Raw genomic sequence first — 12,503 nt, forward strand, 5'->3', positions numbered from 1 at the left:
AGGTATAAATTTGCAGCCTCAATAAAATCACTCAAATAGTTAGGGAGATGTCTAAAGTTTGTGAAGTAACAGGAAAAAAGGTGATGTTTGGAAACAACGTTTCCTTTTCTATCAATAAGACCAAGAGGAGATTCGATGCAAATATCTCCAAGAAGAGATTTTATATTCCCGAGGAAGACCGTTGGGTAACCTTGAACGTATCTGCCCGTGGGTTGAAAATCATCAACAAAAAAGGAATCTCTGCTGTCTTGAAGGAAATCAATTCCAAAAAGTAAGTTGTAAAAGCATTATAAGTACGATACAATGGCAAAGAAAGGAAATAGGGTTCAGGTAATTTTAGAGTGTACAGAACACAAAGAATCTGGTATGCCAGGTACTTCTAGGTATATTACCACCAAGAACAAAAAGAACACGCCAGATAGGATGGAAATCAAGAAGTACAATCCTATCCTAAAGCGTATGACCGTTCATAAAGAAATTAAGTAATCGCTTTTTACACGTAAAAAGCAGAAAAATATAAGCCATGGCAAAGAAAACAGTAGCAACACTTCAGTCGTCCTCCAAAAGATTGACAAAGGCCATTAAAATGGTGAAATCTCCAAAAACGGGAGCTTACACCTTTGTGGAGTCCGTAATGGCGCCCGAGTTGGTGAATGACTGGTTGAACAGTAAATAAGGAACTTTCCTTGTACAAAATAATAAAAGCCGCTTTTTAGCGGCTTTTTTTGTTGGGTCTATATCAACTAGTTTTTATTGACGCGATAGGTTACCCTTCTATTGGTGATCATCGTGTTCACCCGTAGGGTCAATGTGGCCGTATTGCTCGTTGTAGTCCCACATACAAACGCATCATTGCTTACCACAAGACGGTAAGGGGTGCTGTTTTCGTTCGGGGTTGGATTGGTAATGGTCAATACATTTGTTGAGGTACCAGAGTAAATCCCCGTATCGGAAAGATTTACCCACGAACTGCCATTGTAGAATTGCCATTGGTACTGATCTGCCGTCACCGTAGCGGAGATACTTGTGGTACATCCAGGGCAGGTGGTCACATCCACAGGTTGCGAGCTAATCGTAGGGGCAGTTCCCGCTTCCCTAAAATCAAATATCGTATTGGAATCTTTGTCGTTTGGTGCGGAATAACCGTCCGAGCCACTGGTTACCATTCCTTCGGAATTTATGGTGACGGGATTTGGTCCCAAAAGCCCATCATCATTGTTATCCGTAAAACCGGACTCCACCACATCGGTACAACCATCACCATCAGCATCCAGGGTGTAGGCATCATAGGTGCCATCACTATCAGAATCAAAAATGGTGTAAGTCAATAGGGCATAGGGTGTGTCGTTGTCCTCAATCCCTGAATAAATTCCATTCGTTCCAGAACTGCTTACTGCGCCGTCAATTCTACCATCATTGTTGTTGTCGTTGACCCCAGGTTCTTCCAATGCACCCGATTCCACAAGGTCGAATAATCCATCGTTGTCCGAGTCCAGATCAAGGTGATTACTGATACCATCACCATCCGTATCGCAGATAGCACTGGCAAAAAGTTCCCCAGTGAAGCCCTCTGGTCCCGGTCCTTGTTGGTTGGTCAAGGTGAAGGTATTGTTGTTGCCCGGTATCCAGGCTATGGTATTGAACGGAGTTCCGCCTTGTGCCTCCATGAGTTCCAAGGAGGTGGCTGAGGTATTTCTGCTTCCGTACAGGCTAATCATTCCATATTCGTCCACTACCAAACGCAATCTTGGGATGCCGTTGGAGTTGGCGACCCATGGTTGACTGATAAAGCTCCCATCAGATTGGAAAACAAAGTACTCGTCACCGGGACCCAGGGCACCATTCTCAAACTCCAAAATGGAGGGGTGCACGGTAGTACCGTTAATATCCAATTGAAAGGAATTGTCCATGGAAGAAAAATCGATGCGCAAGTAACCGGTGTCCGTATGGTTGATCACCACGTTACGTTCCCCCACATCGGAGGAAGCTAGAAATGAAGCGCTAATAGTGGAGCAATACTCCTCTTCATCCGTGATTCCGTCGTTATCATCGTCCAAATCGACTACATCTATGGCACCGTCCCCATCGGTGTCTGTGGATGGGACAGATGTTGTCGTAATCAATATGTTATCAATGTAGGCACGGTCGTTACTTCCGGACCAGTTGCCGCCACCTTTTATAAAACGGATGGTGGTATTGGCCGACATATAGGCTGAAATATCTTGACTAAAAGAGCCAGTTTGACTACCTGTGAACGTATCCAATGTTGTGAAAGAGGAACCATCGCTCGAAATTTCAATGGAAAGTGTCTCTCCACTCTCCAAACTCGAAGTCCTCCAATCAAAGGTCAGGGTGGCCGAAGTGTAAGCACTTAAATCTGCCGACCTTCTTATATTCTCACTCCATAGATAGTAGAAAAATAATTCCCCGCCGGTGATGCGGATATATCCGTTCGATGCGCTATTGTTATCGTTGTATTCCAGCCAATTGGTGGACCAACTTTGGGTTCCATCATTATTGGAGTAGGAGACAGCGCTAAAATTATCTGCAAAGGTATCCTGCCCCATGACAGGTAAGTATACTGCGATGGATAGTATAAACAATAGTTTGTTTAGACTTTTGGTCATGTAAAGGTTGTTGTTGAGGTAGGTCAAAAATAGTCCGATATCGTGGTTTAGGTGCAACTTTTGTTGTGAAGCAATGGGTTTGCAGGGTAAAACACTGCTTTTCTTGGGTTTAAAGGGTGCTCCACTGTGACTTTGGTGATGGTATTCAGGAAGGCTTATTCTAAAATTAGACTAAACAAAACTCCCCTTACTTTGCTATCTTTGGTCATTCTCAAAGAACACAGGATGAGCTTATTCAAAAATATATTTTCAAAGGATAAAAAAGAGACCTTGGACAAAGGTCTGGAAAAATCCAAGACCAGTTTCTTCGGAAAACTGGGCAAGGCGGTGGCCGGTAAATCCAAGGTCGATGACGAGGTCTTGGACAATCTGGAAGAAGTATTGGTTACTTCCGATGTGGGCGTGAATACTACCCTTAAAATCATTGAGCGTATCGAAGAACGGGTGTCCCGTGACAAATATATGGGCACCGATGAACTCAATACCATTTTACGCGAGGAAATTGCCGGGCTGCTTTCCGAAACCAATTCAGGGGAAGCTAGTGAGGTAAGCATACCCACGGATAAAAAACCCTATGTGATCATGGTGGTCGGCGTTAATGGGGTAGGTAAAACGACAACCATTGGAAAACTGGCTCATAAATTCAAGGCCAAAGGACTGAAAGTGGTTTTGGGAGCTGCGGATACCTTCCGTGCAGCAGCCATTGACCAGTTGGAGGTTTGGGCTCAACGAGTTGATGTGCCCATCATCAAACAAAAAATGGGAAGTGACCCTGCATCCGTAGCATTCGATACGCTGCATTCTGCAGTGGCGGAAAAGGCCGACGTAGTATTGGTCGATACCGCAGGACGTCTTCACAATAAAGTCAATTTGATGAACGAACTTTCCAAGGTAAAGCGCGTAATGCAAAAAGTAGTGCCCGATGCGCCACACGAAGTACTTTTGGTCTTGGATGGTTCCACCGGACAAAACGCCTTTGAACAGGCCAAACAGTTTACCAAAGCCACCGAGGTCACCAGTTTGGCAGTGACCAAATTGGACGGTACCGCCAAGGGCGGCGTTGTGATTGGAATTTCGGACCAATTTCAGATTCCGGTCAAATACATCGGTGTCGGGGAAGGCATTGAAGACCTTCAGGTATTTAATAAATATGAGTTCGTCGATTCATTTTTCAACATATAAACAGCCATGTACAAAAACCTCTTACTTTTCTTTATCCTGATTGGATTTATTTCATGTAAACAAAAAGAAGCAGCACCCAAAGACGATGTTGTGCTGTGGACGCCATACAACGACTCATCAGAAGTAGCGGCAAGCGCGGACAATGAAAGCCCACGAATGCGCTACAAATTCATCCAAAGTAAAGTTTTGGACAAAAATGAAGTGTTTCTGCCCCTCTACGAGGAGGTTTCCCAATTCACCGAAGAACAATATGGCATGATGAAGCCTTTGGTCTTGGAGCAGGATATTCCTACCATCCAAAACCATATCAAGGACGGCAAGTTCACCTATGAAGATTTGGTGCTTTTTTACTTACATCGAATCTACAAATACGAACTGCCCAACAATACCACTCTTAACACGATTATTGCGCTCAATCCGAATGTACTGGAAGAAGCCCGAAAGTTGGACGCCAACCAAGGCGACCAGCATCCCATTTATGGAATGCCCATTTTGTTGAAGGACAATATTGGAACGTCCGAAATGAAGACTACGGCAGGCGCCATTGCATTGCAACAAAGCCAAACAGATGATGCCTTTATCGTGGAACGTTTACAAGAAAAAGGCGCGCTTATTTTGGGCAAGGCCAATTTGAGCGAGTGGGCCAATTTTATCTGTGGCGTATGTCCAAATGGACAAAGTGCCGTAGGTGGACAAACCTTGAATCCCTACGGAAGACGGGTTTTTGATACCGGGGGGTCCAGTGCAGGGAGCGGAACATCCACAGCCGCCAACTATGCCGTAGGTGCCGTGGGAACCGAAACCTCGGGGTCCATACTTTCGCCTTCGAGTCAGAACTCGGTCGTAGGCCTAAAACCGACCATTGGTTTGTTGAGCCGAACAGGAATTGTGCCCATTTCCAGCACCCTCGATACGCCGGGCCCCATGACCAAGAATGTAACGGACAACGCTATTTTATTGGATGCCATGTTGGGTAAGGACAGCCAAGACTCTAAGTCCTTGGATTCCGAAACAGGTATGTTGTCCTCGGCGATGGACTCAGCATCGATAGAGGATTTGCGACTTGGGGTGATGACCAATCTTATGGAAGCGGATTCTATCTACGCTGCCAATGTGGAAGCCTTACGCACTGCGGGAGCACAAATCATCGAATTTGAACCCGAAAACATTCCCTTAGATGGTTTCGTAACCTTGCTGAATTTGGATATGAAGCAAGACTTGCCGGCTTATATCGCGGCCCAAGTCAAAAATAAAGATGTAGTTTCGGTGGATAGCGTTGAAGATGTAGTAAGATTCAACCAACAGGACTCTTTGGTTAGGATTCCTTATGGCCAAGAGCGATTGGACGGGATTTTGGCGGATTCCACTTCGGCAGAGGAATTTGAGGAAATCAAAATCAATTTAAAAGAATCGGGTAGGGCATTCTTTCAAATTTTGGAAGAACAAGATTTGGACGCCGTTTTGAGCATCAATAACTACCACGCAGGTTATGCAGCGGTGGCAGAATACCCGGCGTTGACCGTTCCGATGGGGTACAAGGCCAATGGTGAACCCGAAAGCTTGACGTTTATTGGAAAGCCACTCTCGGAAGCCCAGTTATTGCGCATAGGTAAAGCCTTTGAAGATCTGACCAAGGCCCGAAAGATTCCAGAGGGATACAAAAACTAAATGCCTTTTTAAAATTATGACCTAATCGGGCTGTAATGCATTGTGTTGTTGTATTTTTGCACTCCATTTTAAGGAACTATGCGCACAAAATCGCTTAAAAAGAACAAAATCAATGTGGTGACCTTGGGTTGTAGCAAGAACGTCTACGACTCGGAAGTGTTGATGGGACAACTGCGTGCCAACAACAAGGAAGTTGCCCATGAGGAGGAAGGCAATGTAGTGGTCATCAACACCTGCGGATTTATTGCCAATGCCAAGGAAGAAAGCGTCAACACGATTTTGGAATACGTGCAGCGCAAAGAGGCCGGTGATGTGGACAAGGTCTTTGTGACCGGCTGTTTGAGCGAGCGCTACAAACCCGATTTGGAGAAGGAGATTCCCAATGTAGATGCCTATTTTGGGACTACCGACCTTCCCAATTTATTGAAGGCCCTTGGAGCCGACTACAAGCACGAGCTGATAGGTGAGCGCTTGACCACCACCCCAAAAAACTACGCTTACCTTAAAATTGCCGAGGGCTGCGATAGACCATGTTCTTTTTGTGCGATTCCTTTGATGCGCGGTAAACACCGTAGCACCCCCATTGAGGATTTGGTGAAAGAGGCCGAAAAATTGGCAGCAAACGGTGTTAAGGAATTAATTTTGATTGCCCAAGACCTTACATATTACGGTCTGGATTTGTATAAGAAACGAAACTTGGCCGAACTTCTCCAAGCCTTGGCCCAAGTGGAGGCTATTGAATGGATTCGTTTGCACTACGCTTTCCCAACGGGCTTCCCTATGGATGTGTTGGAGGTGATGCGCAACGAACCCAAAATCTGCAATTACATCGATATCCCATTGCAGCATATATCCGACAACATACTTAAAAGTATGCGCCGTGGAACCACCCAAGCCAAAACCACAAAACTGTTACAGGATTTCAGGGCGGCGGTACCCGAAATGGCCATCCGAACTACCTTGATAGTGGGTTATCCCGGAGAGACTAAGGAAGATTTTGAGACCTTGAAACAATGGGTGCAGGACATGCGTTTTGAGCGCTTGGGCTGCTTTACCTATAGCCATGAGGAAAATACCCATGCCTACCAGTTGGAGGACAATGTCCCCGAAGAAGTAAAGCAAGAACGGGCCAATGCCATCATGGAAATCCAATCCCAGATTTCGTGGGAGCTCAATCAGGAAAAAATTGGCAAAACCTTCCGTTGTATTATCGATAGGAAAGAAGGGAACCATTTTATCGGTCGTACCGAATTTGATTCCCCCGATGTGGACAACGAGGTACTTATAGATGCGACCAAACATTACGTGAAAATTGGTGATTTCACCAACATCAAGATCACGGATGCATCCGACTACGACCTTTTTGGGGAACCGGTGTAATCCTGTTTTTTAATATAGATTTTCTAGTGCAACTTCCCGTTGCACCTCATATACCATAAAGCTGTTGGTATTTCGCGCAATCCCTTTGCGCGTTGACACAATGGCTTTTTTGTTTTCCATTTCTTCTAAACCGTCAAAACTGACAATGGTCATGGTTTGTGATTGGACTCTTGTCTAATTTTAGGGGATTGAACCATTTTTCATGTTCATGGTCCCCAAATCCCCTGCTTTATGCCATTTTGGATGAGCTATTATTGAATAATGACAATTAACTATAACCATTATGAACCAAAATCACAATAAACTAAAAGCAAGCGTCACCCTGCTTCGCATTTTTATAGGGTGGCACTTTTTATTTGAAGGTGTGGTGAAAATGTACAATCCCGAGTGGACCTCATTCGGGTACCTGGCCACTGCACAAGGACCATTTGAGTGGTTCTTTACCCTATTGATTGGGGATGCTACCATTGGTTGGGTGGATACCTTGAACATTATTGCCCTCATGGTAGTGGGAGTAACCTTTACCTTGGGCATTTTTGAACGTATTGGCGCTATAGTGGGCATTGGCCTGCTTGCCCTTTACTTTTTGGCTCACCCACCCTTTCCTGGTCTTACACAAATGAATGTGGAAGGGAACTATTGGCTCATCAACAAAAACTTAATTGAAATGGTGGCCTGTATCGTAATCTACCAACTGCCTACGGGGCGGTATTTTGGATTGGACTATCTCAGAAAGCATAAACTTAAAACCCAAGAGCAATGAAATGGACTAGAAGAGACCTGTTAATAGGATTGGGAGGCCTTCCCATATTGGGCGCTGTATGGTGGGCCGGAGCTGCGACCTCTGTCGGTTCCAGAAAAAAGCGCTCGGAAATATTGGAGCAACTCAATATAAAACCGTCACTGCCCCCAGCCGTACCCGGAATAGGAGGAGACCCTGTTCGTATCGGGGTCATTGGGTTTGGTATACGGGGCGAACAGTTGACAAGGGCCTTGGGATTTGCAACGGATGAATGGAAGGAGGAAATGCGATTGGCCGCCGAAGAAGACCCCAATAACAAACGATTGGAGGATTTTGAAAGCCAAGAACGTCTCAATGTCAAATTGGTGGGTATCTGCGACATATTTGATGTGAGGGCAGAAACGTTTATCAATTCCTTTTCCACAGCGGACCATAAAGTAAAGCGATACACCACATATACCGATATGATCCGAAGCGGTGAAGTGGATGCTGTGGTGATTGCTACCCCTGATCACTGGCACGCGCCCATGTCCATCGAAGCTTTGAACAACAATGTGCACGTGTACGTGGAAAAACCGATGACCCATACTGTAGGTGAAACCTATACGTTGCGTGAGGCCGCAGCAAATTCAGATGCGGTTTTTGCCGTGGGTCATCAACACAGACAGACGCTTAGCTTTGGAACAGCCAGGGATATTGTGGAAAAGGGAACTTTGGGCCATGTCTCATTGATTCAGACCAATACCAACAGGAACGATGACAATGGTGCCTGGAACTATGATATCCATGAAAAGGCCAGTCCTGAAACTATCGACTGGGAGCAATTTTTGGGCTCTGCACCAAAGGTGCCCTTTAATAAGAACCACTTTTTTAGATGGCGCAAATGGTGGGCCTATGGCTCTGGACTCTCCGGAGATTTGTTGACCCACGATTACGACCGTTTGAACTGTGTGCTCAATATGGGGATACCTGCTTCGGTGAGTGCTTCGGGGGGAATATACACCCATAATGATGGCAGAAACGTTCCCGATGTCATACAGGTGAATATGGAGTTCCCGGATTTCAGTACAGGAAGTAGTCAAACCAAGGGCAAGGAAAAAGGAATGACATTCTGCTACAGTGCTACTTTGGGCAACGGCTTCAACAGACCCACTGTTTTGATGGGCCACGATGCCACCATGGAATTGGGCAACCGTTTGACTGTCTGGCCAGATGGCGCATCCACCCGATATGCCGAAATGCTGGAAGCTGAAAAAATGAGACCCGATGTGCCCATTTATCAATATGATCCTGCAGGTACCGCTACCGATGCGGTATCCTCTGCAACTTCGCAATATTTTGCTGATAAAGGGCTTATGTGGACCTACATTGATGGTGTTCGTGTGGACTCTACCTTTTTGCACATGCGCGAATGGTTGAGCGTTATTAAAAATGGAGGAAAGGTCAGTTGTGGAATCAACGAAGGCTTCGATGAAGCGATTTCGGCCCATATGGCAGGTCTGTCGTGGAAATTGGGCAGAAAAATAGAGTGGGATGCCGCTAGCCAGACCTTAAAGCCCATCGAAGGCATTGATTTTGACCAAGTACTCTTGGCCAACGAAAATTGGAACATACAACCAGAGATGGTTGGGTGAGGTTTCTTGATTTTTAAGGATTTTAGTCCGGAAAGTGGGACGTTGCAAAAAGGATTTTTCCTTGGTCAATGTCCCACTTTAATTTTAGTGTACTTTCCAAACATCAAAGGGTAACGAAGGAAACCAATTGTTCCACGTTGGGGTGGTCGCTTCCCCCTGCAGGTTCAATAGTGATGTTAAGGGATTCCGCGTTCTCGATATATTTTAATGACACTAGCTCCGTATCTGTGGGCAGTGTGCCCATACTGATCATTTCCCCGTCCACATCGCTCCACATTTGGTAGGTCTTATCACTTGGCAACACGGGTAGGCCTTTGGGGTTGACCAGTACTAGGTGGTTTTTGTGGTTTACATAGGCAACCGCCTTTCCATTAGGTGCCTTTTGGTTTCCGTACAATACCAAAGGAATCACATCGGGATTGTTGATGCTTTCCAGACGATTGGACGTCAATCGAAATTCAGATTCCAGATTATTTACCTGACGTTGTAATCTATCGGTCTGTGTTTGCAGCGTCTCCAAGTTACTTTCGGCATTTTGCCATTTTTCATAGAGCCAAAAGCTGCTCAGACCAAAAATCAGGGCAAAACCTGCCGCTATGGAAAGAGGCGTCCAATTGGTCTTACGTACCAAATTAGGTTGTACTGAGTCTTTGATTCTTGCCTTCACGGCTGGGGGTGGTGCAATGGCCTGCTCCATGCTCATTCGTTCAAAGTCGGCTTCCAGGGCATCAAACTGCTCCCGTAGGGCTGTATCTTGGTCCAGGGCTTCTTCCACCATGGAGGCCTGTTCCTCTGAAAGCTCTCCGGTAAGATAAAGCTCCAGAAGTCCTTCTTCCAATATCTTTTTCTTTTCCATCATGCCATTAATTCTAAAACGGCCCAAATATAGACCAACTTGGTACCGTAAGTCTCCCTTAATTGTTTTAGTGCTTGTCGAACATAGGATTTAAAGGTGCCCAACGGGACCCCCATCTTTTCGTGGGCCTCCCTATGGGTGTACCCGCTGTAATATACCAGTGCAATTGCCTGTTGATGGTGGGGCTCCAGAGATTTGATGGAACCTTTCAATTCTGAATAATCCGGTGCCTCTTCATCATCCTTGATATTAGTATATACACTCAAATCATCCGTTTGGATGAGCTTGTCCTTGGTTCTCAATGCATTTAGGGTCGTATTTCGTGCAATCCGGTATGCCCAAGTGTAAAATCTTCCCTTGGATGCATCATAACCATCAATACTTTTCCAAATTTTGATAAAAGTCTCCTGCAACAGGTCCTCCGCCTTATTTTGATCCCTGCACATTCGGAGTATGACCCCGAAAAGTGCCCCGGAATATTTATCGTAAAGTTGGTAGAGTGCCGCATTGTCGCCGGAAAGCAATCGGTTTATAAGCTCTGTATCGTTGGTTGTGGTCCTCATTGTCGATGTTAAAGATATGATAAAAAACTACAGACTTCATCCAGAAGGTAAAAGCATGTGTAAATACTAGTAGAAAGCGCTTTAAAAACAATAATCATTAAAATTTAAATCTGAAAACATGAAAAAATTAATTTTTGCACTAGCCGCCTTTGTACTTTTGCTGGCACCTAAAACAACTACAGCACAATCTAAGGACATTGTTGATGTTGCCGTATCGGTAGATGACTTTTCAACCTTGGTCACTGCACTCAAGGCCGCCGATTTGGTGGGAGCTTTGAAAGGTGACGGACCTTTTACCGTATTTGCGCCAGTCAATTCAGGATTTGCCAAAATCGATTCCGAAACCTTGAATTCCCTATTGCAGCCCGAGAACAAAGAACAATTATCCGCAATCTTAACCTATCACGTGGTTTCCGGAAAGCTAATGGCCTCTGATGTGGCCGCTGCCCTTGGAAAAGGAAATGGTAAAGCAGAACTTACAACCTTGAACGGTGGGAAATTGACTGCTATGAAAAAGGACGACGGTATCTATTTGAAAGATGCCAAAGGGAACTGGAGCAAAATCTCCAAAACCGATGTCGTTGCCTCAAATGGAGTGATCCATATTATTGAGGATGTTGTAATGCCCAACTAAGTAAGCGTTGTTCGTTTTGATGCTGAAAAGCACCGCGGGGGCGGTGCTTTTCTATTTTATAAGGTAAAGTGAAGTTATCTTTTCCGTTCCAACTCTAATTGGTACAGTTCCCGGCCCAATTGCGCCAAAAAGGGTATGCCCACCTCGTCATATTCATAGGCATCGTCATTGAAGACTTCATCACTATTCACCAAAATAGTGGCCGTTAACATAAAATCGATGTTGTTTTTGGTGTCTTTGATGTAAGCGTTGTCCGTTAGTGTGCCATAGGCATAGCCCACTTTGTTATAGATTTTGATATGCTCCGGCATGGGTTCGGTACTATCGCCGAACAGAAAGAATTTAACATAGCTGTCGTAATACTCCACAGGGTCGTATCCCACTTTTGAGGGCAAAGTGTGCATGGCTTCCAATAGAAATTCCCGTTGTTTCTTATTTAGATTGAATTGTTGGGCTTCGGGAAACACTTCCGGGAAGATGATTCTTTTCAGCAAGGCGGATTGGGCTTCGATAGGAAAGTAGTTCTTCAAACTGAAATCAAAGGCACCCTGTTGATAGGTCTCACCGGCAATATATCCTTTTCCTTTTTCGATATCGTCCAAATCGAGTGGACGAATGGCGGCATTTATAATGGAGCTGCTCAAGGCCGTGGTCGAATCGTTCAAGTAAAAAACCAAAGGTTTGGTGGTCACATCGTCCGCATTATCCGTGGAAAGTCTATGGGCAATCCTAATGGGACTGATCCCTCTTCGCTCCATCCTGCGGTTGAGGTCGTCCTGCCCCAAAAACTCCAACAAGCGGTTGTTCGCTGCATTGTCCGAAACCGCAAAGATTTCCGAAACTGCCTTGGCAAAGGTGGTCTGTACCGAATCGCCTTCCACGAAAAAGCGGGTGTCCATGGATAGGGAGTCAATCTCGTTCAACTTTTCCAGAGCGGCCACGGCTGCAGGGAACTTTACCGTGCTCGCCGGATAAAAATAGCTGTTCGCGTCCACTTGAAAATCATGGTCCGTAAATATTACGCTATCGTTTCGTCGGTCAATTTGGGTATAGCGAATTTGGACCTCGTAGGCATCCAAATTGTCCATTACCCTTTGAATGTTCGGGCTCTGGGAAGCAAGGGCTTTCTCCAGTGGGGGGGTGGTGTCATTTTTTGCACAGGACACGACCCACAAAGCCGTGCCTAAGATTACGAATCTGGTCCACATAAGCAATTC

14 protein-coding genes are annotated in these 12,503 nt (G+C 45.4%); 9 read left to right on the forward strand and 5 right to left on the reverse strand.

Features of this window, described 5'->3' with window-relative positions:
• Positions 1 to 47: 47 nt before the first annotated feature.
• From rpmB to ABNE31_RS07430, 3 genes are read left to right on the forward strand one after another with little or no spacing between them, the layout of a single operon-like run.
• The gene (gene rpmB, locus ABNE31_RS07420; protein WP_100817573.1) at positions 48 to 275 is read left to right on the forward strand and encodes a 50S ribosomal protein L28; all 228 of its coding nucleotides are present in this window, start codon (positions 48 to 50) and stop codon (positions 273 to 275) included.
• A 28-nt stretch (positions 276 to 303) separates the two neighbouring features.
• The gene (rpmG, locus tag ABNE31_RS07425; protein ID WP_100817574.1) at positions 304 to 486 is read left to right on the forward strand and encodes a 50S ribosomal protein L33; all 183 of its coding nucleotides are present in this window, start codon (positions 304 to 306) and stop codon (positions 484 to 486) included.
• A gap of 37 nt (positions 487 to 523) precedes the next feature.
• On the forward strand, positions 524 to 676 hold the full coding sequence (locus ABNE31_RS07430; RefSeq protein WP_179385029.1) for a DUF4295 domain-containing protein: 153 nt from the start codon (positions 524 to 526) through the stop codon (positions 674 to 676).
• A 67-nt stretch (positions 677 to 743) separates the two neighbouring features.
• Here ABNE31_RS07430 and ABNE31_RS07435 read toward each other — a convergent pair whose 3' ends face one another.
• Positions 744 to 2,627 carry a hypothetical protein gene (locus ABNE31_RS07435; protein WP_349352896.1) on the reverse strand — a complete coding sequence of 628 codons (1,884 nt, stop codon included), beginning with the start codon at positions 2,625 to 2,627 and terminating at the stop codon, positions 744 to 746.
• 225 nt (positions 2,628 to 2,852) lie between these two features.
• Between ABNE31_RS07435 and ftsY the strand changes: the two genes are divergently transcribed.
• The 3 genes from ftsY (at position 2,853) to rimO (ending at position 6,857) form a co-directional block, all read left to right on the forward strand.
• Positions 2,853 to 3,809 (forward strand): signal recognition particle-docking protein FtsY, encoded by a 957-nt coding sequence (ftsY, locus tag ABNE31_RS07440; protein WP_349352897.1) that lies wholly within the window; start codon positions 2,853 to 2,855, stop codon positions 3,807 to 3,809.
• A 6-nt stretch (positions 3,810 to 3,815) separates the two neighbouring features.
• Positions 3,816 to 5,477: an amidase family protein gene (locus ABNE31_RS07445; RefSeq protein ID WP_349352898.1), complete on the forward strand. Its 1,662-nt coding sequence runs from the start codon at positions 3,816 to 3,818 to the stop codon at positions 5,475 to 5,477.
• Positions 5,478 to 5,555: 78 nt separating this feature from the next.
• The gene (gene rimO, locus ABNE31_RS07450; protein ID WP_349352899.1) at positions 5,556 to 6,857 is read left to right on the forward strand and encodes a 30S ribosomal protein S12 methylthiotransferase RimO; all 1,302 of its coding nucleotides are present in this window, start codon (positions 5,556 to 5,558) and stop codon (positions 6,855 to 6,857) included.
• Positions 6,858 to 6,866: 9 nt separating this feature from the next.
• Here rimO and ABNE31_RS07455 read toward each other — a convergent pair whose 3' ends face one another.
• Positions 6,867 to 7,010: a hypothetical protein gene (locus tag ABNE31_RS07455; protein ID WP_349352900.1), complete on the reverse strand. Its 144-nt coding sequence runs from the start codon at positions 7,008 to 7,010 to the stop codon at positions 6,867 to 6,869.
• 130 nt (positions 7,011 to 7,140) lie between these two features.
• Between ABNE31_RS07455 and ABNE31_RS07460 the strand changes: the two genes are divergently transcribed.
• Together ABNE31_RS07460 and ABNE31_RS07465 are read left to right on the forward strand one after the other, a co-directional pair.
• Positions 7,141 to 7,620 carry a DoxX family membrane protein gene (locus tag ABNE31_RS07460; protein ID WP_179385024.1) on the forward strand — a complete coding sequence of 160 codons (480 nt, stop codon included), beginning with the start codon at positions 7,141 to 7,143 and terminating at the stop codon, positions 7,618 to 7,620.
• Positions 7,617 to 9,233 carry a Gfo/Idh/MocA family oxidoreductase gene (locus ABNE31_RS07465; RefSeq protein WP_179385023.1) on the forward strand — a complete coding sequence of 539 codons (1,617 nt, stop codon included), beginning with the start codon at positions 7,617 to 7,619 and terminating at the stop codon, positions 9,231 to 9,233. The genes ABNE31_RS07460 and ABNE31_RS07465 overlap by 4 nt, the downstream gene beginning before the upstream one ends.
• Positions 9,234 to 9,336: 103 nt before the next feature.
• Here ABNE31_RS07465 and ABNE31_RS07470 read toward each other — a convergent pair whose 3' ends face one another.
• Positions 9,337 to 10,092 (reverse strand): anti-sigma factor, encoded by a 756-nt coding sequence (locus tag ABNE31_RS07470; RefSeq protein ID WP_349352901.1) that lies wholly within the window; start codon positions 10,090 to 10,092, stop codon positions 9,337 to 9,339.
• Positions 10,089 to 10,652 carry an RNA polymerase sigma factor gene (locus ABNE31_RS07475; protein WP_349352902.1) on the reverse strand — a complete coding sequence of 188 codons (564 nt, stop codon included), beginning with the start codon at positions 10,650 to 10,652 and terminating at the stop codon, positions 10,089 to 10,091. The genes ABNE31_RS07470 and ABNE31_RS07475 overlap by 4 nt, the downstream gene beginning before the upstream one ends.
• A 118-nt stretch (positions 10,653 to 10,770) precedes the next feature.
• Between ABNE31_RS07475 and ABNE31_RS07480 the strand changes: the two genes are divergently transcribed.
• Entirely contained in the window at positions 10,771 to 11,286 is a 516-nt protein-coding gene (locus tag ABNE31_RS07480; protein WP_349352903.1) for a fasciclin domain-containing protein, read from the forward strand.
• Positions 11,287 to 11,360: 74 nt separating this feature from the next.
• Here ABNE31_RS07480 and ABNE31_RS07485 read toward each other — a convergent pair whose 3' ends face one another.
• Complete coding sequence (locus ABNE31_RS07485; RefSeq protein ID WP_349352904.1) at positions 11,361 to 12,494, reverse strand: serine hydrolase; 1,134 nt, start codon at positions 12,492 to 12,494, stop codon at positions 11,361 to 11,363.
• Positions 12,495 to 12,503: the final 9 nt, after the last annotated feature.

The sequence above is a fragment of the Flagellimonas sp. MMG031 genome (assembly GCF_040112705.1).
In the GTDB taxonomy this organism is placed as follows: domain Bacteria; phylum Bacteroidota; class Bacteroidia; order Flavobacteriales; family Flavobacteriaceae; genus Flagellimonas.

Bases quoted from the DNA above. Each gene is read 5' to 3' on its own strand.
- ABNE31_RS07430 (WP_179385029.1), top strand. From the start codon at position 524: ATGGCAAAGAAAACAGTAGCAACACTTCAGTCGTCCTCCAAAAGATTG.
- ABNE31_RS07460 (WP_179385024.1), top strand. From the start codon at position 7,141: ATGAACCAAAATCACAATAAACTAAAAGCAAGCGTCACCCTGCTTCGC.
- ftsY (WP_349352897.1), top strand. From the start codon at position 2,853: ATGAGCTTATTCAAAAATATATTTTCAAAGGATAAAAAAGAGACCTTG.
- rpmB (WP_100817573.1), top strand. From the start codon at position 48: ATGTCTAAAGTTTGTGAAGTAACAGGAAAAAAGGTGATGTTTGGAAAC.
- rpmG (WP_100817574.1), top strand. From the start codon at position 304: ATGGCAAAGAAAGGAAATAGGGTTCAGGTAATTTTAGAGTGTACAGAA.
- ABNE31_RS07485 (WP_349352904.1), bottom strand. From the start codon at position 12,494: ATGTGGACCAGATTCGTAATCTTAGGCACGGCTTTGTGGGTCGTGTCC.
- ABNE31_RS07475 (WP_349352902.1), bottom strand. From the start codon at position 10,652: ATGAGGACCACAACCAACGATACAGAGCTTATAAACCGATTGCTTTCC.
- ABNE31_RS07480 (WP_349352903.1), top strand. From the start codon at position 10,771: ATGAAAAAATTAATTTTTGCACTAGCCGCCTTTGTACTTTTGCTGGCA.
- ABNE31_RS07470 (WP_349352901.1), bottom strand. From the start codon at position 10,092: ATGATGGAAAAGAAAAAGATATTGGAAGAAGGACTTCTGGAGCTTTAT.
- ABNE31_RS07435 (WP_349352896.1), bottom strand. From the start codon at position 2,627: ATGACCAAAAGTCTAAACAAACTATTGTTTATACTATCCATCGCAGTA.
- ABNE31_RS07465 (WP_179385023.1), top strand. From the start codon at position 7,617: ATGAAATGGACTAGAAGAGACCTGTTAATAGGATTGGGAGGCCTTCCC.
- ABNE31_RS07455 (WP_349352900.1), bottom strand. From the start codon at position 7,010: ATGACCATTGTCAGTTTTGACGGTTTAGAAGAAATGGAAAACAAAAAA.
- rimO (WP_349352899.1), top strand. From the start codon at position 5,556: ATGCGCACAAAATCGCTTAAAAAGAACAAAATCAATGTGGTGACCTTG.
- ABNE31_RS07445 (WP_349352898.1), top strand. From the start codon at position 3,816: ATGTACAAAAACCTCTTACTTTTCTTTATCCTGATTGGATTTATTTCA.